This window comes from Spirosoma sp. SC4-14 (genome assembly GCF_037201965.1).
Lineage (GTDB): Bacteria > Bacteroidota > Bacteroidia > Cytophagales > Spirosomataceae > Spirosoma.
In genome coordinates this window covers 3,697,149-3,722,795 of the sequence record NZ_CP147518.1, presented here as the reverse complement: position 1 = coordinate 3,722,795, position 25,647 = coordinate 3,697,149, and the positions used below count along the sequence as shown (strand labels likewise).

Annotated in this window: 17 protein-coding genes; 13 read left to right on the top strand and 4 right to left on the bottom strand. The window is 48.3% G+C overall.

The window, feature by feature from the left end; genetic code table 11:
- Positions 1-23 precede the first annotated feature (23 nt).
- On the bottom strand, positions 24-1,742 hold the full coding sequence (locus WBJ53_RS15200; RefSeq protein WP_338877002.1) for a GMC family oxidoreductase: 1,719 nt from the start codon (positions 1,740-1,742) through the stop codon (positions 24-26).
- A gap of 117 nt (positions 1,743-1,859) precedes the next feature.
- Positions 1,860-2,378 (bottom strand): gluconate 2-dehydrogenase subunit 3 family protein, encoded by a 519-nt coding sequence (locus tag WBJ53_RS15195; RefSeq protein WP_338877001.1) that lies wholly within the window; start codon positions 2,376-2,378, stop codon positions 1,860-1,862.
- A 485-nt stretch (positions 2,379-2,863) separates the two neighbouring features.
- On the opposite strand from WBJ53_RS15195, the gene WBJ53_RS15190 reads away from it, so the two are divergent.
- Positions 2,864-4,786, top strand: coding sequence for a glycoside hydrolase family 88 protein (locus tag WBJ53_RS15190; protein WP_338877000.1), 1,923 nt, complete (start codon positions 2,864-2,866; stop codon positions 4,784-4,786).
- Between the two features lie 60 nt (positions 4,787-4,846).
- Here the strand turns inward: WBJ53_RS15190 and WBJ53_RS15185 are convergent, their stop codons facing one another.
- The gene (locus tag WBJ53_RS15185; RefSeq protein WP_338876999.1) at positions 4,847-5,863 is read right to left on the bottom strand and encodes a LacI family DNA-binding transcriptional regulator; all 1,017 of its coding nucleotides are present in this window, start codon (positions 5,861-5,863) and stop codon (positions 4,847-4,849) included.
- Between the two features lie 310 nt (positions 5,864-6,173).
- Here WBJ53_RS15185 and uxaC point away from each other — a divergent pair, with 310 nt between their 5' ends.
- From uxaC to WBJ53_RS15160, 5 genes are all read left to right on the top strand, one after another.
- Positions 6,174-7,619, top strand: coding sequence for a glucuronate isomerase (uxaC, locus tag WBJ53_RS15180; protein ID WP_338876998.1), 1,446 nt, complete (start codon positions 6,174-6,176; stop codon positions 7,617-7,619).
- A gap of 198 nt (positions 7,620-7,817) precedes the next feature.
- Positions 7,818-9,137 carry an MFS transporter gene (locus WBJ53_RS15175; protein ID WP_338876997.1) on the top strand — a complete coding sequence of 440 codons (1,320 nt, stop codon included), beginning with the start codon at positions 7,818-7,820 and terminating at the stop codon, positions 9,135-9,137.
- Between the two features lie 93 nt (positions 9,138-9,230).
- Positions 9,231-9,758 carry a CopD family protein gene (locus WBJ53_RS15170; RefSeq protein WP_338876996.1) on the top strand — a complete coding sequence of 176 codons (528 nt, stop codon included), beginning with the start codon at positions 9,231-9,233 and terminating at the stop codon, positions 9,756-9,758.
- Between the two features lie 134 nt (positions 9,759-9,892).
- The gene (locus WBJ53_RS15165) at positions 9,893-10,936 is read left to right on the top strand and encodes a hypothetical protein (protein ID WP_338876995.1); all 1,044 of its coding nucleotides are present in this window, start codon (positions 9,893-9,895) and stop codon (positions 10,934-10,936) included.
- A gap of 150 nt (positions 10,937-11,086) precedes the next feature.
- Complete coding sequence (locus tag WBJ53_RS15160) at positions 11,087-11,569, top strand: FKBP-type peptidyl-prolyl cis-trans isomerase (RefSeq protein ID WP_338876994.1); 483 nt, start codon at positions 11,087-11,089, stop codon at positions 11,567-11,569.
- A gap of 58 nt (positions 11,570-11,627) precedes the next feature.
- On the opposite strand, the gene WBJ53_RS15155 is transcribed toward WBJ53_RS15160, so the two are convergent.
- Positions 11,628-12,023 (bottom strand): helix-turn-helix domain-containing protein, encoded by a 396-nt coding sequence (locus tag WBJ53_RS15155; RefSeq protein WP_338876993.1) that lies wholly within the window; start codon positions 12,021-12,023, stop codon positions 11,628-11,630.
- A 216-nt stretch (positions 12,024-12,239) separates the two neighbouring features.
- On the opposite strand from WBJ53_RS15155, the gene WBJ53_RS15150 reads away from it, so the two are divergent.
- The 7 genes from WBJ53_RS15150 to WBJ53_RS15120 all read left to right on the top strand — a co-directional run bounded on the left by WBJ53_RS15150 (position 12,240) and on the right by WBJ53_RS15120 (position 25,636).
- Positions 12,240-12,596 carry a DoxX family protein gene (locus tag WBJ53_RS15150; RefSeq protein WP_338876992.1) on the top strand — a complete coding sequence of 119 codons (357 nt, stop codon included), beginning with the start codon at positions 12,240-12,242 and terminating at the stop codon, positions 12,594-12,596.
- Between the two features lie 261 nt (positions 12,597-12,857).
- Complete coding sequence (locus WBJ53_RS15145; protein ID WP_338876991.1) at positions 12,858-14,111, top strand: MFS transporter; 1,254 nt, start codon at positions 12,858-12,860, stop codon at positions 14,109-14,111.
- Between the two features lie 274 nt (positions 14,112-14,385).
- Positions 14,386-15,882 (top strand): L-fucose/L-arabinose isomerase family protein, encoded by a 1,497-nt coding sequence (locus tag WBJ53_RS15140; protein WP_338876990.1) that lies wholly within the window; start codon positions 14,386-14,388, stop codon positions 15,880-15,882.
- A gap of 149 nt (positions 15,883-16,031) precedes the next feature.
- Complete coding sequence (locus WBJ53_RS15135) at positions 16,032-19,229, top strand: TonB-dependent receptor (protein WP_338876989.1); 3,198 nt, start codon at positions 16,032-16,034, stop codon at positions 19,227-19,229.
- A 20-nt stretch (positions 19,230-19,249) separates the two neighbouring features.
- Positions 19,250-20,686, top strand: coding sequence for a RagB/SusD family nutrient uptake outer membrane protein (locus WBJ53_RS15130; protein ID WP_338876988.1), 1,437 nt, complete (start codon positions 19,250-19,252; stop codon positions 20,684-20,686).
- Between the two features lie 162 nt (positions 20,687-20,848).
- Positions 20,849-22,087 (top strand): GDSL-type esterase/lipase family protein, encoded by a 1,239-nt coding sequence (locus WBJ53_RS15125; RefSeq protein ID WP_338876987.1) that lies wholly within the window; start codon positions 20,849-20,851, stop codon positions 22,085-22,087.
- Between the two features lie 72 nt (positions 22,088-22,159).
- Positions 22,160-25,636, top strand: coding sequence for a PVC-type heme-binding CxxCH protein (locus WBJ53_RS15120; RefSeq protein ID WP_338876986.1), 3,477 nt, complete (start codon positions 22,160-22,162; stop codon positions 25,634-25,636).
- Positions 25,637-25,647 lie beyond the last annotated feature (11 nt).

The window sequence follows — 25,647 nt, the reverse complement described above, 5'->3', positions numbered from 1 at the left end:
ATTAACCAATCTCCAATGACCAATTATAGATTTCCTTTTTTCATTTCTTTCACTGCATAATCGGCCGCGCGGGCGGTAATGGCCATGAACGTGAGGGATGGATTTTGCGTCGACGTAGAGGTCATGCAGGCACCATCGGTAACAAACACGTTTTTGCAGGTATGGAACTGGTTCCACTTGTTCAGCAACGAAGTTTTGGGATCTTTCCCCATCCGAACACCACCCATTTCGTGAATGTCGAGACCAGGTGCTTTGTCGGGTTTGTCGTGCGTCTGAATGTTGGTAAAGCCCGAAAGTGTTAGCATCTCGGTCATTTGCTCGTGGAAATCCCGAATCATTTTCTCATCGTTGTCGTCGTAGGCAACCGAAACCCGTAGCTGCGGAATACCCCAGGGATCGGTCAGGGCCGAGTCGAGCGCAACATAGTTGGTTTCTTTCGGAATGGTTTCGCCCATCATGTGCGAACCTACGCGCCAGTTGCCGTATTTTTTGGTCATCAGGCTGTTTTTTAACGTTTCGCCCATGCCCGACTTGTCAACGTCCATCATGCGGCTGGCCCCAAACCCGGCGGCATAGCCCCGCAGAAAATCCGTTTCCTGCTTGAACACGTTCCGAAAACGGGGAATATAGCTACTGTTCGGACGGATACCTTCGGTTGTAACATCGGTAAAACCTTCGTGTTCGGCCGAAATGGTAGTCCGGAAATTATGGAAGGCCATGTATTTTCCGAGCAGACCATTGTCGTTACCCAGTCCGTTCGGGAACCGATTCGATTTCGAGTTCAGTAGAATCAGGTTCGAGTTTAGACAGGCGGCATTGACGAAAATAATTTTGGCGTAGTACTCGGTCATCTGCTTGGTATGCGCATCGACCACCCGAACGCCGGTTGCCTTATTCTTTTTATCGTCGAAAATAATCGAGTGAGCTACCGAGTCAGGTCGGAGCGTCATTTTGCCCGTTTTGGCGGCCCAGGGTAACGTCGACGAATTACTGCTAAAATACCCACCGTAGGGACAACCGCGCTGGCACAAGGAGCGATTCTGGCATTGTCCACGACCTTGCTGAAGATGAATGGGTTGCGGTTTGGTGAGGTGCGCACAACGCCCGATAATAACCGGACGCGTGTTGTTATAGTGTTTGGCTACCTGCTGACTGAAATGCTTTTCAACGCAGGCCATTTCGTGCGGGGGCAGAAATTCGCCATCCGGGAGTTGAGGTAGCCCGTCTTTATTACCAGAAATACCGGCAAACCGCTCTACATAACTATACCAGGGTGCAATGTCGGCATACCGAATGGGCCAGTCGACGGCGAACCCATCGCGGGCGGGTCCATCGAAATCATAATCAGACCACCGTTGCGTACCGCGTGCCCACATGAGCGATTTACCACCCACCTGATAGCCACGAATCCAGTCGAAAGGTTTTTCCTGAATATACGGGTGCTCAGCATCTTTGACAAAAAAATGAACGGCATCTTCCCGGTTTGCGTAGCATCGGCTGGCAATGGGGTTGGCATCCAGATAGTCTTTGGTAAGTTGCCCGCGGTGCTGAAATTCCCAGGGCTGCATCATGGTTGTTGGGTAGTCGGTAACGTGTTTGACGTCGCGCCCGCGCTCCAGCACCAGCGTACGCAATCCTTTGCCGGTGAGTTCTTTGGCTGCCCAGCCACCACTAATACCCGATCCAATCACAATGGCATCGAACGTCCGGTCTTTTACAGAATCTATATTGAGGTAAGACATTGTCTGAAGAGTTTGAGTTTACGGTTTACGGTGGTTCCACAGTACTATGGTTTTAGTAGGCGGAGCTACCGTAAACCGTAAACTGAAAACCATAAGCCTTAAACAATGAACCATAAACTAATTTGATATAGGTACGCAGCCATGGTAGAAACCCGGTGCCATATTGAATTTCAGTTGATTAACCATATAATATTCCGAACTGGTGTAGCCCTGAATGGTCAGATTTTTCACCATGTCGACAAATTGTTTGCCAAGAGGATCGGGAAGGGAAGCCAGTTTCGTCAGCGTGTCCAGCCGTTGCATCGAGTCGCAGTCGGCAAATGCTTTCGAGTAGGCTTGTTTAGCCGTATCATCCACTACTACAAGGCCCTGTTTTAATCCGGTTTGGGCGGGTTCGCCATAGCAATCCTGAATCATTCGCATCACAAACTGATGCACCTTTAGCGATTTAGCACCGGGCGTACTGGTTTCCGGAATTATTGTCTCCACGATGTCGGCCAAGAGATCTTCTTCGGTGGGTAATAAGGTCGAAACGGTTCCTATTGAATCCGGTGTCCAGCCCGATGCCCAGGCCGGAAGGCTAATCAGGCCGCCGAAAGCCAACGCTACATTTTTTATAGCGGAACGTCTTTGCATAACGATCGTCAAATTTAGAGAGTCAAAAAAAAGGTATTACAGGTAGTTATGAAGTCGATAAAGCGGGAATTGGGCCGAGTAGCTAGACATTTTCGCCGGAAAACGCTGATTGTCAAAGACTAAAACTATGGATGGGCGGCTGCAGACAGACATTGAACAAAGCCAAAATTAACTAAAAAAAATTAAATTATCCAATAAGCGAAATTAGGCAATTCTGATCTGGGGCTTGCACTGATTGCGTAAATGAATCCTCAAATTGCGCAAAAACTGATTTGACTCAAAACGCAGATGGATAAATGAGCCTATTCGTGATCAAGTGTTTTAGAATTTGTCCTACACCAATTTGGAAACGTTGCCGGGAACGTTTGCGTAAAAAATTGAATATAACCATGAAATAATACGGAAATTGCCAGCAAAATTTTGGTCAGGCGAGCTGCGGTGTAACCAAATGCCCATAACTATTCCCGATCCCGATACAAGAGTTTATGAAGAAATTTCTGGTAGTCTCCCTACTTGTTCTCCCCTATCTGGTGGTTGCGCAACCTACCACCGAAGCAAAACACCCCTGGTCGCAACGGATGGCAGCTACGATTATGGCCGCCAAATCGGACGCACAGGGTCATCTGAAAGATGATCCACATGCACATTGGGAGTACGAAACGGCCGTTTTTCTGCAATCGGTCGAGCAGATCTGGTACCGAACTGGCGATGCCCGCTATTTCGACTACATCAAGCAAACGATGGATCGGTTTGTGGAATCTGACGGAAGCATCCGTACCTACAAACCCGAAACCTACAACATCGATTTCATAACACCCGGCCGGTCGTTGTTGATGCTCTGTCAACAATCATTGCCCGATAAGGAAAAATATCGAAAAGCGGCCGATATACTTCGGAAACAACTCGCCGAACAGCCCCGCACCAACGAAGGCGGTTTCTGGCACAAGAAAATATACCCCTATCAGATGTGGCTCGACGGCCTCTACATGGCCGAACCCTTCTACGCCGAATATACCCGTCTGTTTGAGCCTGAAGGTAAGGATTTTACCGACATTATTAACCAGTTTGTGTGGATGGAGCAGCACGCCCGCGATACTAAAACCGGACTCCTTTACCACGGCTGGGATGAAAGTCGCCAGCAGAAATGGGCCGACCCCAAAACGGGTAAATCACCAAATTTCTGGAGTCGATCCATTGGATGGTATGTGATGGCGCTGGTCGATGTGCTGGATTACATTCCTGCCAATCATCCGCGCCGGGCAGAGGTGGTTGCCATTTTGCAACGGCTTATGCCTGCTGTGGTGAAATATCAGGACCCGAAAGAAGGATGCTGGTATCAGGTAACCAATCGGGGTGGCGACAAAGGCAACTATCTGGAAGCATCGGGAACGAGCATGTTCGTATATGGGCTGGCCAAAGGCGTACGGATGGGCTATCTGCCCGCATCTATGATGACATACGCCCGGAAAGGCTATGCCGGTATGCTGAAAAATTTTATTTCGACCGACGAAGCGGGTCATATCCACCTCGAAAAAACCGTAAGCGTTAGCGGATTGGGCGGTAACCCCTACCGCGATGGCAGTTATGAATATTATCTCCGCGAACCACTTCGTCAGGACGATCTGAAAGGTGTTGGCTCCTTCATTATGGCCAGCGTCGAAATGGAAATTGCCGATGAAACTTCATTAGGCAAAAATAAAGTGGTAGGACTGGATACCTATTTCAACCATGAGTCGCGCAAAGGCCTTAATGGTCAGCCCGAACCGTTCCACTACACCTGGGAAGATCGGCAGCATTCGGGTTTCTGGCTCTGGGGCAATACGTTCCGCGACCTGGGAGCCAAAACCGTATCCATTCCAACGGCTCCAACGGCGGCTGCGCTGAAAAACGTTGATGTCTATATTATTGTCGACCCCGACACCCCGAAAGAAACGCTAACCCCCAATTATGTGAATCAGGCCGAGATAAAAGCCATCAGCGACTGGGTGAAAGGCGGTGGTGTTCTGGTGCTGATGGCAAATGATACCTCAAACTGCGAGCATACGCATTTCAATCAGTTGGCTGCGGCTTTTGGCGTACAATTTCTGCCAAAAAACGTAAACATGGTGAAAGGCGATCAGTATGAGCAGGGCATGGTCACAATTGTGGCAGGCAATCCAATTTTTCCGCAAGTCAACACCGTATACATTAAAGAGCTTTCGCCCCTAAGCGTAAAAGCACCGGCCCATGCAGTAGTCAGTAAAGGCGACAATGTGATTATGGCAACCGCCAAACTGGGTAAAGGAACCGTGTTTGTGGTAGGTGATCCGTGGTTATATAATGAGTATACCGATGGCCGAAAAATACCGGCCCGTTACCAAAATTTTAAAGCAGGAAAAGAACTGGCAACCTGGTTGTTAAAGCAGTAAAAATTAGCCATTGGTCATTAGCCATTGGATAAGAAAAAGTTATTATCTAATGACCAATAACTAATTAGAAACCGGATGCGTTGAGGAACGAATCATCAATCGGGCTGGAATGCGCACTGGATTTGACGGCGTATTTTTCGGCTTGCCTTCGATCAGATCGATTAACTGCCCAGCCGCCACCTGTCCAATTTCCAGAGCGGGTTGCTCAACGGTGCTCATGGCTGGGGCCAGCAAATCAGCCACCGTAATATTAGTAAACCCTATGAGCGAAATACGCTCTGGAATGGCAATATTACGTTTCCTGAGGGCAGCCAGGCAGTTCAGCGCCAGCCGGTCGCTGGCGGCAAACAATGCATCGGGCGATTGGTCGAGTAACTCATCAATGATTGGCAATACTTCATTGTTGGTAAATTCAACGTGCCGAATGAGGTTTTCGTCGTAGGGGATTCCGTATGTATCCAACGCGGCCCGGTAGCCGGCCAGCCGCTCCTGGGTTATCGAAATGTGCGGAGGTACCGTTACGTGGGCAATCCGGCGGCATCCCGACTTGATGAGGTGTTCGGTGGCCGAAAAAGCCCCCATAAAATTGTCGGCTGTCACACAGGGAACATCGAGTGATGTCGAAATCCGATCGAAAAGAACGATGGGCAGTTTTTTTTCCTGAAGGTGCTGAAGATGTGCAATGTCGAATGTATTGCTGGCCAGCGAAATAAGCAGCCCGTCGGTCTTGCGGGCAACTGCCTGCTGAACCGTTGCTACTTCGCGTTCGTAGGATTCATGGCTTTGGAAAATAATAACATGATAGCCTCGGCTATAGGCCACCGCTTCGATACCGTTGATAACCTGTGAAAAGAAAACATTGGCAATTTGAGGAACAATAACCCCAATGACCCGACTCCTGTTTTCTTTTAAACTCAGGGCAATTGGGTTTGGGCGGTAATTGAGCCGTTCGGCATATTCGGTGACCAGCCGTTTAGTTTCCGGGTTAATTTCATAACTATCCCGCAACGCTCGCGAAACCGTCGAGGTTGAAAGATTTAAGGCACGGGCAATATCTTTAATGGTTACTGTATCCAAGGTAGCTATTGATAAAATACAAAAGAGTATAAATTCATGAAATGCAGATTGGCATTGATGGCAACTTATGGGAGATTTTTCAATATAACGCTATAAGCGGAAAAAAGAAAACCGGTAACGTTCCCGATAACGTTTGCGTGAATAAATATCTTTAAAAGTTTCTATATAAAAGACATCCTGATTAATCTTAATCGCTCATTCTCTCAGTTAGTCAAGTATTTTATATGAACCATTCATACTCACACAGACCCCCAGGGTATGAATACCCGGTTTCTAAACGCCCCTTTGGGGTTGGGGGCTTTTTATTCAGATGAAAAAACCCTTTCTGAACGACGACTTCCTATTGCAGACCGAAACGGCCCGGCAGCTTTATCATGAATTTGCCAAGTCGATGCCCATTATTGATTACCATTGCCATTTACCGCCCGATCAGATCGCCGAAAATCGTCAGTTTAATAACCTAACCCACATCTGGCTCTATGGCGATCATTATAAATGGCGGGCCATGCGCAGCAATGGTGTTGACGAAAGCTTCTGTACCGGCAACCAATCCGATTTCGCCAAGTTTCAGAAATGGGCCGAAACCGTTCCCTATACCGTTCGCAATCCGTTGTATCACTGGACGCATCTGGAGCTTCAACGGTATTTCGGTATCAATGAAATTCTGAATGGGAATAGCGCCCGTCGTATCTACGATATATGCAGCGAACAACTACAAACGCCCGAGTTTTCGGTGCGCAATCTGCTTCGGCGGATGAATGTGGAGACCGTTTGTACAACCGATGATCCGGTCGATTCGCTGGAATATCATCAACAGTTGCTGAACGAACGAATGGCAGGTGGTAGTTTCGAAATAACGATTCTGCCAACTTTCCGGCCCGATAAGGCAATGGCCGTTGAAGACCCAAAACTGTTCAATCAATACATTACCCGTCTGGAATCGGCCAGTGATGTGTCGGTTACCACGTTCGAAGATTTCCTGGAAGCCCTTCGGCAACGGCATGATTATTTTGCTGCCATGGGCTGCAAATTGTCGGACCATGGCCTTGAGCAGATTTATGCCGAAGAATACCGGACTTCCGACATTCGGACCATTTTCGATAAAATCCGGGCTGGCAACGTACTCGATATGCAGGAAATCCTGCAATTTAAATCGGCGATGCTCGTATATCTGGCCGAACTGGACTGGGAGAAGGGCTGGACACAGCAGTTTCATCTGGGTGCCCTACGCAATAATAACAGCCGCAAATTACGTCAGCTTGGTCCCGATACGGGCTGGGATAGCATTGGTGATTTTTCGCAGGCAGCAGCTCTGGCCCGGTTCCTCGACCGGCTCGACAGTACGGATAAGCTGGCCAAAACGATTTTATATAACCTCAATCCGGCCGATAATGAGCTGATGGCTACCATGATTGGCAATTTCAACGATGGGTCGGTGGCCGGAAAAGTCCAATTTGGCTCTGGCTGGTGGTTTCTGGATCAGAAAGAGGGTATGGAACGCCAGATGAATACTCTTTCGAATATGGGACTGATTAGCCGTTTTGTAGGAATGCTTACAGATTCACGCAGTTTTCTGTCTTATCCGCGTCACGAATACTTCCGTCGAATTCTGTGCAACCTATTCGGGAACGATATCGAAAATGGCGAACTACCCGACGATATGGAATGGATTGGTCAGGTTGTTCAGAACATCTGTTATGGTAACGCCAAGACATTTTTTGGCTTCAGTAACGAACCAGTCTCGTTGCTGGTCTGATTTGGCCCTTCCCGGTAAGCCTATTGAGAATTGGCTTACCGGGACGAAGTTATTATGAATAAGTAATGGCTATGCCCGATTGGCTTTTCTACCGTTAACCAGCTAACCTAATCCGGTAGTGGCTCCGGGTCGGATACCAGCCAAATACACCTGCCGGAAAAAAAAGTCCTACCCGCATTTTTTTCATTTCTACTCCGCATGAATAAACCCATTGGAAGTTACCGTTGGACCATCGTAGCACTGTTGTTTTTTGCTACAACCATCAACTACCTCGATCGACAGGTTGTGGGCCTGTTGAAACCGACCCTGGAAAAGGAGTTTAACTGGTCGGAACTTGACTACAGCCGAATTGTACAGGTTTTCTCTGCTGCTTATGCCGTTGGCCTGTTATTATTTGGTCGGTTCATTGATCGGATTGGAACGAAGCTAGGCTACACCATTGCCATTATTTTCTGGAGCATAGCGGCTATGGGGCACGCCATGGCCAGCAGCACCCTCGGCTTTATTTTTGCCCGAATTGGCCTGGGCCTGGGCGAAGCAGGCAATTTTCCGGCTGCCATCAAGACCGTAGCCGAATGGTTTCCAAAGAAAGAACGGGCACTGGCAACTGGTATTTTTAATTCAGGAGCGAACATAGGGGCCGTTATTGCTCCTATTGTGGTGCCCTGGATTCTGGGGGTTTACGGTTGGGAAATGGCCTTCATTGCTACAGGTGCCGTAGGGTTTATCTGGCTGATTTTCTGGTATTTCAGCTACGAAATCCCCTCAAAGCAGGCTCGCTTGTCGAAAGAAGAGTACGACTACATTCACAGTGATAACGAACATACGCCCGACGAAGTGGCCGATCATGGAGAATCGGTTTCCTGGGCGAAACTATTGAGCTATCGGCAAACGTGGGCGTTTGTTTTTGGCAAAATGCTTACCGATCCTATCTGGTGGTTTTTTCTGTTCTGGCTACAGGATTATTTCTCGACTACTTTCAATCTCGATACCAAAAAACCAAATATGTATCTGGCGGTGCTCTATACGCTGGTAAGTATTGGAAGTATTGGTGGCGGCTACCTGTCGTCCTGGCTGATTGGACGGGGATGGAGTGTCTGGAAAGCGCGTAAAACATCAATGCTTGTTTTTGCGGTACTGGTTGTGCCCGTTATTGCGGTTCGTTTTGGTCCGGGAATCTGGGGAGCAGTGGCCCTGATTGGTCTGGCAGGAGCTGCCCATCAGGCCTGGAGTGCCAATATTTTCACGACAGCTTCGGATATGTTTCCCAAGCGGACCGTTAGTTCGATTGTCGGTATTGGCAGCATGGCAGGTTCTGTTGGAGGAATCATTTTCCCGGAAATAGTTGGCCGCATACTGGATAGCTACAAACAGGCCGGAAACCTACAGGGCGGCTATGGCATCATCTTCCTGATGTGCGGTTCTGCTTATCTGCTGGCCTGGCTGGTTATGCACCTGTTCACCCCTAAAATGCAGCCCGTTAATCTGGAAGCGCAGCAAAACGAGCCTGTTGCTTAACTTTGTACGGGAAGGGTTTATAGTTGCGCTGCACGGGAAGGTATATGCTAATAAGCAGCGCAACCATAAACCCTTCCCGTAAACGCATTAACGATGGCATTTTATTACAGCAAAGCGCTTCATATTATTTTCGTCGTGACCTGGTTTGCAGGTCTGTTTTATATTCCCCGGCTCTTTATTTATGCTACCGAGGCCCGGCAGGAAGCAGAACCGGGTCGACGTGTTCTTCTGAATCAATTGCTGCTTATGCAACGCCGGTTGTGGTACGGCATCACCTGGCCATCGGCAATTATCACCCTGCTACTGGGATTGAATACCTGGTATAACTACGGTTCTACTCCTGACTGGCTGGTGTATAAGCTCGTTCTGGTTGCCGGGCTCTATGCTTACCACGGGTTGTGTCATGCCCTTTTTCGGCAGGAACAGCGGGGCGAATTTCGGTACACATCCAATCAACTGCGTATCTGGAACGAAGTAGCTACCCTCTTCCTGTTTGCCATTGTGTTTCTGGTAGTATTGAAAGACGCCCTGAATATGCTATGGGGCCTGCTTGGGCTGCTGGCGCTGATGATTATATTGATGCTGGCCATTCGCCTGTATAAGCGCATTCGGAATGGGTAATCACTAAAAAATAATAATTGTTTCTAACGTAATTTTACTCTTCAAGATTTGAAAGAATAATTATTTTGTTATTATATTTAGTGCCTTAATATATATTTAAGTTTACTTATTTCTTTTTCTTTTAGGGAGGTCTTATGAAGTTAATTTATGTCTTCTTTTTCTTTTGTATAATAAATCAAACTTACGGTCAGCAGAAAGAATTAGAATTAATACACAACTGTCAGGGAAGATTGTCTGGTTTTGCTACTGTAAAAGTCATTGATAAGAGAGACTCAAGTGGGAAACAGATGATTGGTATTGTTCAGAAAGGTGCATTAAATAAGCCTGTGAAGGTTGTATTCAATGGTGAATTGACAGACAGCCTTGCCGCTTTTTTTATCGATCAGTCTGCTAATTCGAATCCATTGCCCTTAGTGCTAATACTCAATGAATTGTTCATTAGTGAGGCTATAGATAATATGACCGAAATTGGACGGTTTCGTTTATCCCTGCGATTGTTTATTGGTAAGCAGTCAGATCAATATTCAGAAATAGTGGCCATCGACAGTTTGTATACAGTAAAAGGACTAGACGTAACGAAGAAATTACTACGATCTATTAGTGAACAGTTCTGTAAAATATCTCAATTAGCCGCAGAGAAGCAACCTATCTTAGATACCGATGCCGAAAAATATACGTTTAAGCAATTGCACTATTTAGATAGTCTGGAAAAAATGAAATTACCTATGTACCAAACGGACCATCCGTCAGTGGGGCTTTACAAAAATTACAAAGAATTTAAACAAAATACACCTGGCGTAACGGCCGAACTATCTATTGAGGAGCGTAAAAATGGCTTCCGGGTTTATATATGGGATGAGAAACGAAAAAATAAAACCAAGTTACCTTCTACGGGATTATATGCTGTTTCCGATGGTACTACTTTGCTTAGGGCTACGCCATTAGGTTTCTTCAAGATTTTGAAGAAAGGGGGCGACTTTTATTATTGGCGACCTCAGGTGAATAAATCTCACCATAGTTTAGTACCAGCGGCATATATGTATGGGGCACTTGGAGGCCTGGTTTATGGACTTATAGAAGCTGCATCAGCAGGCAATAACAAATGGTTGCTACAAAAAATTAATTATCGGAAAGGTAGTGCGGCTCCTGTTTCCTGGACAACGGCTAAAGAAAATTAAAGGACTCCGGTGGTTTACAGAATTGTTTTTTGCCAATGATTCTATGAAGGCCAGTATAGCAAAGTTGATAATTAGCAATAGGAGCCTCGGTCTTATGAAAGTAATCTTTACCCCAACAAATTTTCCAGGAAAAGGGCTAACTTGCTTGTTATGATGGAACGAATAAAACTAAATCTGGGAATCGCATTGGCTTTCGTTTTCGTGCTGGCCGGTTGCCAGTCGCGGGGCCCCTGCGAGTCGGCACCCGTTACCGAAAAAGCTCCCCAGGGCGAAATTGACCAGCTAAAACAGTTTATCGAGTCGAACAAAATTGATGCTAAAGCCGATGAGCGTGGTTTTTATTACTCCATTCAGAAACCCGGCTCCGGAGCTAAACCAACTGTTTGTTCAGAAGTAAGTGTAAACTACAGGGGCGAGCTAACCAATGGCTCCAGTTTTGATTCTGGCAACGATGTTCGTTTTGGACTAAATCAGCTTATTGTAGGCTGGCAGGAAGGCATACCGCTCATTGCTCCCGGCGGCAGCATTACGCTCTATTTACCGCCAAGTCTGGCCTACGGCTCCATGGAGCAACCCGGCATTCCGGCCAATTCCATTCTGGTCTTTAAAATAGATCTGCTCAAAGCAAACTAACGATTTCGGTACGCTCCAACTACCCAACATCAGATCGGACTTACCTATGTCCGATCTACTAGTTTCGCTTCAGGATGCGCTCCCGATGTTGTATACCCCAGTTTCGCAGAGCCTCAGTAACACCCTGTAAGGTCGCGCTATAATCGGTCAATTCATACTCGATGGAAACAGGTGTGGTTGGGTATACGCGCCGAACAATAAACTCATTCATTTCCAGATCCTTAAGCTCTTTACTCAGCACCCGTGGCGTAATACCGTTAACGGCTCGCTGAATCTCACCGAACCGGCTGGCTCCATTGTCCAAGGCAATAATTATGGGAAGTTTCCATTTGCCATTCAGCACATATAACGCATCCTGAACCGCTTGCAGGCTCTGATTGCACTCGTGAGCCGAAGCCGGTTTGGGTCCCCAGGCCGAAAAAACAGGCTCTTCAATACCATCGACAGTGCTCATAGGTCTTTTCATTTTAACCGCATCCTGATGCGATTGTCAGGTTTCATACAACTCGTTGCGTTTGCCAGTATGAAGATACGACAAGGCCCTCAATCTGATAGTCGGTATACCAAACAATAGCACTATCCTTTAGGATACCACTTACAAAGTGATAGTTAGTTACCGTACGTTTGCTTAGTCAATCGACAATAAAAACAACCTAATTATCTGTGAGCGATGAATCCCAAAATCAAAAAAATTCTGACAATAGTCATGACGGCTCTGGCCGCTGGCCTGGTAATCCTGAGTGGCGTTATGAAATTTATGCAGTCGGCCGAAGTTGTTGAGACTCTCAACAAGGTCGGGGTAGGTTCCTATATCATCGGATTAGGTACTATGGAAATCGTGTTTGCCCTCCTGTTTCTATATCCTAAAACGATGAAGATCGGCTTTGTGCTGTTATCGTGTTATTTCGCAGGCGCTTTAGCAACTGAATTGTCGCACGGCACACCGCTCAATGCCTTCATGCCCATTATACTGGTCTGGATTGCCGCATTTCTGCGAGACCGGCGCATCTTCCTGGCAACAGAATAACTGAGAATAAGCCAAAAGTAGCGGGCGTTCAAGTAGGCAAGGAGTGTTTCCTTGCCTACTTGAACGCCCGCTACTTTTGGGGTCAATCGGATAAATTTCACTCATCCCCACGCCCTATCATTGCTCATAGTCAATCAAAGTATATTACTCTACCGGTTCTGGTGAATTATTCCAATTTCTTTACAAAAAAATACCATCACTCTTGCAATTTACATACGATTGCTTATACCTTTGCCCTCATCAACTTAGTGCGTTAAGTTAATGACCTCAACCCTACGCTGGCTTATTGCGTTCCTGCTGTTTATCGCCACCGGTCTTAGTTTTCTGGATCGACAGGTGTTATCGATTGCAATCATCAAGATTCAGGAAGAATTCAAGCTCACCGACATACAGTATGGGATGATCAACACCAGTTTCCTGATCAGTTATGCCATCATGTTTACGCTTGGCGGTTGGCTGATTGACCGGGTTGGTGGCAAAATCGGGCTGGCGCTTTCTGTTGGAGTATGGTCGGTAGCGAACAGCCTGCATGCAACAATGAGTTCGTTTACGCAACTACTGACCTACCGGTTCTTTCTGGGTATGGGCGAAGGAGGTTGTTTTCCCGGTGCGGCCTGGACAGTATATCGGTGGTTCGGTAAAGAGGAACGGGCCTTGGCCAATGGCATTGCCATTGGTGGATCGGCCATTGGCGCTGTAGTAGCACCCCCATTAACAATCTGGTTATCGGCACATTATGGCTGGAGAGGTGGTTTCCTGATACCCGGACTGATTGGCATTGCCTGGGTCGCAGTCTGGTTAATTATTCCCTGGAAAAACCAGCCGTTAAGCCAGGATGATACACCGGAAGTAACTCAATCGGTGAGTGTATCGTTTCTGGCGTTACTGCAAAACCGAACAACCTGGGTATTTATTGTTATCCGTTTTTTGCTCGACCCAGTGTTTTATTTCATGATGTTCTGGATTCCTAAATACCTTAGCTCGGTTCGGAACGTGCCGTTTGAAGCCATAGGACAGCTTTTCTGGATTCCGTTTCTGGCCTTGGGCGTTGCCAATATACTTGGAGGATGGTTTTCTGGTCAGTTGATGAGCCGTGGTTTTTCGGTTGATAAAGCCCGAAAAACTATAATGGGCATTGCCGCTTTTTTAACGTTGGCAGCACCTGCCATTGAATGGGTTTCGTCCGTCAATATAGCAGTTGCCCTGATGGCCGTATTCATGTTTGCGCATGGGTTCTGGATTACCAACTACATTACATCGATCTCAGATATGTTCGGAAAAAAAGCCACGTCTACAGTAGTAGGGTTATCGGGTACAGCAGGCGCCGTGTCGGGGTTACTCGTCAATCCGCTGATGGGTGTCGTGATTGCCCAGTATTCGTATCGACCACTCTGGATAGCCTCAGGACTCCTCTACCCATTCGCCTTTGGTTTACTCATCCTGCTGATTCCCAGAATAATGCCACTGAACCTGAATTCGTTAACAGAAGCTAAAACGGAACGCATAACCCACTGATTTACAGAATATATCTCAAAAAGTTGCTCAGTGCCAGCCATTGGATATTAGCCTTACAATGTCAGGCCGTTACCCATGCGCTAGTGATGACTAACGGCTAGTTTCTGACATCTTTGGCACTGGATGGTGTGCAGAAAAACGCTCTTTCATCACTAGTTTACTGATTATACACCGTGGTAGAAAAGTATCAGTTTCCGGATAATCCGTGCGCTGTCAGTATGTCGAAAGCAGCTTAGTGCACTAACTAGACTTAACAAAAGCTTAAACTATAATTATGGAAAACTATTCTCCGAACGGCATTTCGCTCTATGAAGCAGGCAGTGTAAAACGAAAAAAAACACGACCTCGAATTGGCGTCTTCGGTGTAGGCTATTTCAAGTATTGGGGCCAGTTCGATGGATTACTGGACGATATGATGAAAAAGAAGGCCGCCTTTATGCAGAAGATAGAAGCCCTCGATTCGGCCGAAATCATTGAATTCGGACTGGTCGACGATGCTACCAAAGCCTATGAACTGGTACCAAAACTTAACGCGGCCAATCTCGATCTGATTTTCTGCGATATGCTCACGTACGCAACATCGAGTACGTTCGGGATTATTATTAAAAGCATTGAAATACCTATTGTGCTGGTTGCGCTCCAGCCCGATAAGGCAATGGATTATAGTCGGGCATCGACCTACATGCAGTTGTATAACGACGACATCTGCTCGTTGCCCGAGTTTGCCGGGGTTGCGGTGCGAATGGGCAAAAAAGTTCCGAATCTGATCATTGGAACCCTGCACGACGATGCAGTAGCCGATGCCGAAATTGAGGAATATTGCCGGATTGCAGCCGTGCTCCACGACCTGAAAACCGCACGAATCGGTCATATAGGGCACCCTATTGAAGCCATGCTCGATATGCATTCCGACTCAACGATGCTGACGGCTCATTTCGGAGCGCATATTGTGCAGTGTGAGGCACACGAAATTGTCTCACACTATCAGAAAGCAACCGAGGCCGAAATTACGGCGGTTAAAGAGCGCATTCTTGCTTTTTTCGATACTCCAGACCCGGTTTCTGACCCAATCTCCGAAAAGCTAAGAGATGCCGACCTGCATACAGCAGCTCAGGCAACGGTTGCGCTCGAACGGTTTATCAAAACAAAAAAGCTGGATGGATTAGCCTACTACTACGACGGGCCCGATGGCAGCGACACGCGCATTGTGATGTCGAACCTGATTGTGGGAAATTCACTGCTTCAGGGGGCTGGTTTTCCCATGTGTGGCGAGTCAGATTTGAAAACCTGTATTGCCATGCTCATTATGGAGCGGCTGGGTATCGGAGGAAGTTTCGCCGAATTCCACCCTGTCGATTTCAAAGAGGGCTTTGTGCTGGTGGGGCATGATGGGCCACATAATATCGCTATTGCCGAAGGTCAGCCGGTGCTTCGGAGCCTGAAGAAATATCACGGCAAACCCGGTTTTGGCGCAGGTGTTGAGTTCAAAATAAAGGAAGGGCCAATCACTATGTTGAGTATCAGCTCGACCTATGAGGGTAAGATCAAATTCATCATCGCCGAGGGCGAATCCATTGCAGGGCCGATTCCTCCCACGGGCAACACCAACACCCGGGGTTTTTTCAAGCCAGACGTTCGAACCTTCCTCAAACGGTGGATCAGTGAGGGCCCAACTCACCACTTTGCGCTGGGTGTTGGGCATCATGCCCAAACAATCCAGAAAATCGCCAGCTACCTCAAAGTCGAATCGGTCATTATTTCCAATGGCTAGTGCAGAATGAAGCGTAAACACTGAAGCAAAAACAGAAAAACGCACTGTAAATCAATTACTTGAACACAAATACTAACTAGACCTGCTTTCCATTCTTCACGTTTCAGGCTTACCTATCAAAACGTCTTAAACCTTAATTCTCTTTACCCATGAACCATTTTTTATTTCATCACCTGAGACTGCTGGTGATTGGCAGTATGTTGAGCGTACTGGGTGTTGCGCATGGATTGATGGCGCAATCGCCCAGGCTGGTAGTGAGTGGTACGATTACCGCGGCCGAAGACAGCGAACCGCTCGTTGGCGCAACTGTAACCGAAAAAGGGACAACAAACGGGACAACCACAGATGCCAGTGGTAATTTCAAACTGAGCGTGTCGACGGGTGCAACCTTGGTCGTTAGCTTTATCGGCTACAGTACTCAGGAACTCGCCGTTGGCAATCGTTCCCGCATGAACGTAGCCCTCAAAACCGATCAGCAGCAATTGCAGGACGTGGTCGTAGTTGGTTACGGCACACAACGCAAAAAAGACCTGACGGGCTCCATCGTCAACTTAACCAGCAAGGATCTTGTGCCCGTTCCCTCTGCCACCAGTGTCGACCAGATGATGCAGGGTAAAGTAGCAGGCGTACAAATCACACAAACCTCAGGTGCGCCGGGAGGGAACGTGAACGTAGTGGTGCGGGGCATCAGTTCCATTACGGGTGGAAATTCTCCTTTGTATGTTGTGGACGGTTATGCCATTGGTACGGGCGGTGGCGGTTCGGACCTTAGCTCCTTTGCGTCGAGTTCCTATTCGGCCAGCGGCATTGCCAGTAGCAGTTCTACGAATCGGATTAATCCACTCAGCATCATCAATCCGGCTGATATTGAATCGATTCAGGTATTGAAAGATGCCTCGGCAACAGCCATTTACGGGTCGCGTGGTGCCAATGGCGTCGTTATCATTACAACCAAACGTGGTAAAATAGGCAAACCAACCATCAGTTTCGAACACTCGACGGGCGTGCAGGAACTGGCAAAAAAACTGAAGTTGCTATCGCCCCGTCAGTATGCCGAATTTGTGGCTGAAGGTCGCGATAATGCCTGGGTTCTGGCGGGCGGCAAAGCCACCGACCCGAACAGTGTGCGCAGTACGGCTACGCAGGTAAAACCCGAATTTCGAACCCCTGAGCAATTTGCCAATCAGGGCTACGGCACCGACTGGCAGGACGTTATTTTCCGAAAAGGCATGGTGCAGAACTACCAGCTTTCGGCCAACGGAACCAGCAAAGATGTCAGCTACTATATATCTGGTGGTTATTATACCAACAAAGGGATTATTATCGGCTCCGATTTCAACAAGTTCACCCTTAGAACCAACATTGATGCGCATCTGACCGAACGGCTCAAAATAGGTGCTTCGTTTTCGGGAGCGTATTCATACGGCAATTTCGCACGGGCCGAAGGGCATCTGCAATACCGGGGGCTGATTTCGGCAGCTCTAGCCAGTGACCCTACCATTCCGGTCTATAACCCCGACGGAACGCCTTATTCTGAATTTTCGAGCCCAACGGGAATTCCGGTCGAAAACCCGGTGGTTATTGCCGCTGAATTTTCTGACAAACGGAATAACTCCAACGTGTTTACCAACAATTATCTGCAATATGAACTGGCTCCCGGTCTGGTACTGAAAACCTCGGTTGGCGTCAATTATTCGAACAATGTAACCCGGCTCTGGAAATCGTCGAAGGTAGGGTTGGCAACCAGCCGGACCGGGCAGGCTACGGCTGGTTCTACTGAAATCAAAAGTCTGAACTGGCTAAACGAGAACACTATCAATTATCGGCATAAGTTTGGCCAGCATGATGTCGATGCGCTGGCAGGGTATACCATTCAGAAAAATTCCGACGAAATTCTCCAGGCAGGGGCAACGGGTTTTTCGACCGATTATGTGCCTTACCTGGCTGCCGGAACGGTGTCGAGCGGAACCAACTATATCAGCCAATGGGCTATGATGTCGTGGCTGGCCCGCGTCAACTACACATACGCGGGAAAATACCTGCTCACAGCTACCATTCGGCAGGATGGCAGTTCACGATTTGGGGCCAAAAATCGCTGGGGCACCTTCCCGTCGGTATCGCTGGCGTATCGCCTGTCGGACGAAGCCTTTCTTAAATCGGCAGGTTTTATCAGCGACCTGAAACTACGGGCCAGTTATGGGATTGCCGGCAATAACCTGATTCCCAACTACGCTACTCAGGGCTTGCTGAGTGTATCCCGTACGGTTGCCAATGGGCAAATTGTACCCGGTATTGTGCCCTCAAGTCTGGCAAACGATATGTTGACCTGGGAATTGTCGAAGCAGACTAACCTTGGATTAGATCTGTCTTTGTTTCAGAATCGGTTGTCGTTCACGTTCGATGCCTATCGGGCTCACAAAAAAGACCTGCTCTTAAACGTAACGCTGCCATCGGCATCGGGCTTTGGCAGTTCGGTTCAGAATATTGGTGAAGTCGAAAACAAAGGGCTTGAGTTAACCATAAACTCACAAAACCTAGTGAAAGGCCCTTTTCAGTGGAGCACCGATTTTAACATCAGCTGGAATCGCAATAAAGTGCTGGCACTCAACTCCGAAGCCGCCCGAATTGTTACCTCCGACTATCAGGTTGCCCAGGTTGGCTATCCAATTTCCAGTTTCCGGCTACTCAATATTCTGGGAATTTTCCAGACCCAGGAAGAAGTCAAAAGTAGCCCAAAGCAAAATCCAAACGTACAGCCCGGCGACTATCGCTTTCAGGATGTGGATGGAAATGGCACAATCAATACCTCCGACAAAACCATTGTTGGCAACCCCTGGCCCAAATTTACGTGGGGGTTGGGTAACCGATTCAGCTACCGAAATTTCAACCTGAGCATTAGTCTGAACGGTACATCCGGTAACCAGATCTACTTCCAGGGCGGAGAGGTATCACTGAACGATGCGGGTGTACAAAACCAACTGGCCCTAATTGCCGACCGCTGGCGTTCGGCCAGCAATCCGGGGGCCGGAGTATACACACGGGCCATTCGCAACGACTATGCCTATGGTTTCAGTGCCGGAACGACCAAATACCTGTTCGATGGCTCCTATACCCGCATTCGGGATGTAAATCTGTCCTACACATTTCCGGCAAAGACGATCGGTAAATTGAAACTACAGGCACTTTCGGTCTATGCCGACGTGACAAACCTATACACGTTCACTCACTATCCGGGCTATGACCCCGAGGGCAGTACTGGTGGCGATAATCTGGCTAAAAGTGGGGTCGATTTTTTCTCTTATCCCAATCCCCGCACCTTTACCCTTGGCCTTCGGATAACTCTATAATCAGTCATTTGTCATCCGTCATGAAAAAGAACCTACTGGCCTTACTTCTTTTTACGGCCACTCTCACATCCTGTCAGGATTTTTTAAACCTGAAGCCCGAATACCAGATTAGCGATCAGAGTTTTTACCAGAATCAGAATGATTTTGAAACAGCTCTGGTGGGTGTATACAGCACATTACGTGGTCTGTATAGCACAAGCAACATTCTGTATCTGACCGAACTCACAACCGATAATACCGAAATACAGTGGTCGTCACCTTCGGCCGATGAAATGCAAATGGACCAGAATGCCATCACTGCAACGAACGCTTATGTTCGGTCGGTCTGGAGCGTGTGCCTGTACACCATTTCGCAGAGTACGACTATTCTGAACAGGATCGATGCGGTGAACTTCGACCAGGCCTCCAAAGACCGAATTAAAGGCGAAGCGCAGTTTCTGCGAGCATTCAGCTATTTTTATCTGGTGCGACTATTCGGAAATGTCCCGATTGCCAACCAGACATTTACCAGTCCGGCTCAGGTAGCGGCTGCCGATTTAACGCTCAAATCCAGTGAAGAGGCTTATCAACTCATTCTGTCGGATCTGACCAGTGCCGAAACCCTGCTCCCTACCGCACTCAACACAACCAAAACGCGGGTTTCGCAGATGACCGCCAAAACCCTGTTAGGAAAGGTTTATCTGACCCGGAAAAACTACGATCTGGCGGCCGCCAAGCTGAAAGAAGTGATCGACTCAAAACAGTATTCGCTCCTTGCCGATTACAAAACTCTGGTAACAAACGGGAATATCAATCTGACCGAAACGGTTCTGGAAGTAGATTATCTGTCGGGGCAATCGCTGGGAAACAATTATTCGGCGTTGTTTACCCCAGCCATTACGAGTATGGCCATCTTTCCGAACAATTTGCAGGGAGCAGGGCGCATTGTTCCAACCCTGGACTTAATCAACTCCTATGAACCGGGGGATGCCCGAAAAGCCATATCGGTCAATGATTCTGTTACGCTGATTGGTGGAAAAAAATCGTATAGTCGCTACGGTCTGAAATTTGTCGATTTCAAAGCGACAGATTTGAGCGATGGTTCCGTAACGTTCACCATTCTTCGCTTTGCCGATGTTTTATTAATGTATGCCGAAGTTTTGAACGAACAGGGTAAAACCAGCGAGGCCTTGCCTTATTTGAATCAAATTCGTCAACGGGCCAAGCTGGCGGCATTATCAGCACTCTCGCAGACCGATATGCGGCTGGCACTGGAACGCGAACGACGAATCGAGTTTCTGTATGAAGGCCATCGCTGGTTCGATCTGGTGCGTACCGGGCGGGCACAAACGGTATTGAACGCTCATTTTGCCAGTCAGAAGCTTAACTTTTCGGTACAGGAATTCGAATTACTTTTCCCGATTCCACAAACGGAAATCGATCTGAATCCGGCATTGAAGCAGAATCCAGGCTATTAGCTATGTATAAACGAGCACCGCACAGCAACCCCAACGGATTTTTATGATCTGTCGGCCTATTCGCCAGCCGTTACGTATGCTGTGGCAATGGCTAACGGCTGGCATCTGAAGTCTTTTGCCCAGTACTGAGTAAAATCAGCATTCCATATAAGCCAGTTTCCCATGCGAAGACCGATCTTATTTGTTGCCCTTATACTTATTCTAAGTGCTTTCTGTGGACTGGTTTCGGCGCAGCAAGCAACCGACGCGTTTGAATTGAAATTGGGCGACCGGGTAGTCTTTCTGGGAAATTCGCTGTTTGAAGATGATGTACAATTCGGTTATCTGGAATTGGCCCTAACCACCCGCTGGCCCGACCGGAAGGTGACGTATCGAAACATTGGCTGGTCGGGCGACAATGTTTTTGGCGATGCACGAAGCTACGTAACAACGCCACCAACACCCTATGAACTGCTCATTCAGCAACTCACCAATGCCAAACCAACGGTGGTGTTTGTGGCCTATGGAGGCATTGAGGCTCAGGAAGGAGAATCGGGGCTGGCACATTTCAAACAGGGATTAAATCAGTTACTGGATACGATAGATCGGCTTGGCGCAAAAACGATTCTGGTATCGCCAATTCCGGTTCTGTTGGCTCCATCGGATAAAACAACACAATGGAATACTGCACTGGATAGCTATGCCTCAACTATTGCCCAGACCGCAACGGCCCGAAAAATACGATACATCGATGTATTGAGGCCAATTCAGGAGAAAAGTAAGCAGGCTGTACTGACTGAAGACGGTATCCATCTGAACGAAACGGGCTACTATTTTCTGGCAACTGTTTTTGAAAAAGCGTTGGGACTGCCCTCCCGCAAGGGCGATATTACTATTGACGTGGCCAAACAATCCGTGGCGTCGGCTTTGCCAGCCAAATGGCTTTCTGGCGACAAATCGGCTCTACGTTTTGTGGTCAATGACCCCTATTTGCCTTTGCCGTCGCCAGAACAGGACGGAAAAATGATAGCTGTCGATAACGGACAAATGCTCACAATAACCGGTTTGAAAAAAGGATTCTACACCCTGACTGTCGATAACGATAATGTCGTCACGGCTTCGTCGAAACAGTGGGCCGACGGAGTCCTGATTCGGCAGGGCCCGGCATTTACCCGATCGGCAGCATTGCGACAGATGATTCAGAAGAAGAACGAACTGTTTTTCTTTCAATATCGGCCCATGAACCAAACCTATATTATTGGGTTCCGGTCCTACGAACAGGGGCGCCATAAGAAAGGGCTGGAGGAGCAAAGTTTTATTATTACGTGGCTCGAAGGGCAAATAGCCGTGAATAGCCAGCCCAAATCGGCAACCTATCAACTCACACCACTTAACGAAAAGAGCGAACGGGCAAACGAATGAAGGGTTAGCCCCTGACTCAATTCGGCTTTCACTCTTTTCATTCTTACGCTTTTTCACATCGTATCGAACAGTATGCAATCCTTAACGTTTCTGCGTAAAAGCCTGATTATCCCCGTTATTTTGCTGACAACGGCTCTCGTACGGCAGGATAACCCTGCCGACGTACCTGATCCTGACGTAAAACGGGAACTCGAATCGTTTAAGGTTGCCGATGGGTTTGAGGTGACGTTGTTTGCCGCTGAACCGATGGTCGTTAAACCGATTCAGATGAACTGGGATACCGAAGGGCGGCTATGGGTAGTGAGCAGTACGGCCTATCCGCACCTTAAAACCGGCGAACAGGCTAACGACAAGATTTACGTGCTGGAAGATACCAATGGCGATGGTAAGGCCGACAAATCGACCGTTTTTGCCGAGGGTCTGCTGACACCAACAGGAATTCTGCCCGGTGATGGCGGTGTTTATGTCGCTAATTCAACAGAAATCCTGCACTTTGCCGATACCGATGGCGACGGAAAAGCAGATAAAAAACGCCGGATATTGAGTGGATTCGGAACGGCCGATGCCCACCATCTGATTCACACATTTCGCTGGGGGCCAGAAGGAAATCTGTATTTTAACCAGTCGATCTACATCTACAGCCACGTTGAAACACCATCAGGCATCAAACGACTGGAAGGGGGCGGGGTCTGGCAACTACGGCCACAGCAACTGGAACTCGATGTATATGCCAAAGGACTGGTCAATCCGTGGGGATTGCAATTCTCGCGCTGGGGAACAACATTCATGACTGATGGTGCTGGTTTCGAAGGCATTAACTACGCCTTTCCGGGTGCCACCTTCCTGACTGCCCCCGGTGCCGAGCGAATTATGCGTGGGCTGAATCCTGGTCAGCCGAAACACAGTGGGCTGGATATTATTTCAGGACGACACCTCCCCGACTCCTGGCAAGGTAGTTTAATTACCAACGATTTCCGCGCTAACCGGATCAATCGCTTTAAGCTGGAAGAGCAGGGAAGTGGTTTTGCATCGAAGCAGATGGAGGATGTACTCTGGACCGATCATGTTGCCTTTCGCCCGGTTGATATTTCGGTTGGTCCCGATGGAGCCATCTACGTTGCCGACTGGTATAATCCAATCATTCAGCATGGCGAAGTGGATTTTCACGATCCGCGCCGAGACCAGCAGCACGGACGAATCTGGCGAATTGTGGCCAAAAACCGACCACTGGTAACGAAACCACAACTCGAAAATGCAACCGTCCCGCAATTACTCAACGCATTGCGACAGCCTGAAGACTGGACTCGTTTGCAGGCTAAACAAGTTCTAAAAAAACAGGGCGCCAAGGTAGTTATTCCGGCACTGGAAAAATGGGTTAGTGGTCTGGACAAGACCGATGCAGATTACGAACACCTGCTGTTAGAAGCACTCTGGACCTACCAGACGCTCGATGTTGTGAATGGCCCGTTGCTGGAAACTTTGCTGAAAGCGAAGAACCCCAATGCTCGCGCAGCGGCCTTGAGAGCCTTTCAATTGTGGCATGGGCAGCTAAAAGAAGAAGCTGCGCTACTGTCGAAAGCCGTAGAGGACTCTCACCCTCGGGTACGGCTGGAAGCGGTAATTGCTCTACGAAAGCTCCATTCGGCAGAAGCAGCCCGAACCGCATTGACTGCGCTCGATCGCCCAATGGATGAATTTCTGGATTTTGCGCTATGGCAAACAGTTCGCGAACTGGAACCCCAGTGGGCAGGCCGCCTGAAAGCTGACCCCACTTTTCTGGGCGATACCCGAAAAACGGTTTTTGCCCTGAAATCGGTGAGCGATTCGGAAGCTGCCGCCCAACTGACACGGCTTTATCAGCAAGGGCAGGTGCCTGACGAATACCAGAAAGATGTGCTGACTTCGATTGCCAAATGGGGTAAGTCGGCAGAAATGAATGCACTATTCAATATGGCGATTGCGGGCTATGCGGCACACGATAAACAAACATCAGCACGACTGGCAACCCTGGCCGAAGCAGCCCTGCAACGTACCATTAAACCTTCGAATGGCCTTGACCGCATTGCCGATTTTATTGGCAGCAACGACGCAGCCGTTGCCACAAATGCAATCCAACTGGTTGGTTTGTGGCACATGGATCAACTAACCGACCGACTCGCAAGCCTGGCTCGACAGGGTGATAAACCAATAAAAAAGGCAGCCTTAAACGCGCTGGCGATCATGGGAAGCGACAAATCCCGGCAGGCGTTGGTGGTCATGAGCGGCTCTAAAAATACCCCGGAATTACGAGTGATGGCTACGGCGCAACTCGTATCGCTGGATGCACCGGAGGCTGCCCAGATTGGCACTGATCTCTTGCGATCTGCCCCCGAACAAACGGATGCAACCGAACTGTTTCGGGCTTTTTTTGCAACGAAGACCGGCACCCAGGCGTTAGCCGATGCTATAGCAGCCAAAAAAATACCGGAATCGTTTGCTAAAGCGGGTCGACAGCTAATGCCGCGAAACATTCCGTGGAATCGACAGAAAGCCGATGAAGTAATTCAGTTACAGAAAGCTCTGGAAGCTTCGGGCGGTACTTTGCCGGTCGAACGAATGCCCCAGCAACTTAGCAGCAACGAAATCAGTGCATTAGCTAAAACCATTGGTCAGTCGGCCAATCCAATGCTGGGAGAAAAAATATTCCGTAGAACTGAACTGCTCTGTCAAACATGCCATGCAATTGGCGGAGCGGGTGGTCGCATCGGACCCGATTTGAGCAGCCTGGGCACAAGTTCTCCCGTGGAAACCATCATCCGATCAGTACTGTATCCGACCTTATCGATTAAGGAAGGCTACGAGCTACAGCGGATTCTCAAAAAAGATGGTAGCGAATTGATGGCCTATCTGGTCAGCAACGGAACCTCGGAAGTGGTCATACGCGATGTGGCAGGAACGGAAATTGCCATTCCCAAAAACCAGATTAAAACCATCGAAAAAACACCGGGCTCACTCATGCCGGCTGGATTAACCGCTGGTCTGGAGAAAGATGAGTTCATAAATCTGATTGGATTTCTGTCGAAAATTGGCGAATCGGGGCAGTTTCGTGTCCCCACCGACCGGCTGGTTCGACGTTGGGCCGTTGTGTCGGGCGGCAACGAATTGACTCGAAAAATTACTGAAGATGGGCTGGTTTATGTCGCAAAAGCCAACGATAAACTAGTAACCCTTCCTATTTACAGCACTGTTTCGGGCGTGCTCCCCGTTGATGAGCTACCGATTGTGGACGTGAATTCGGGGAAACGATACAGTTTTGTTCGATTCGAACTGGAGGTGGTCAGCAAAGGGAATGTTGACCTGGCTTTTAACTCGACCGCAGGCATAACGGCCTGGGTAGGCCAGAAGCCCCTTAACCTAACGGCAAAAGGCATAATGACCAATCTTCCACAAGGCATTCAGACCATTACGCTGGCCATCGACCGGTTGCAGTTTAAAGCAGAAAACCTAAGCATTCAACTTCAGGATACTCAGCAGTCATCCGCACAAATCCGGCTCATAATGGGACGCTAGCAGTCATCTTT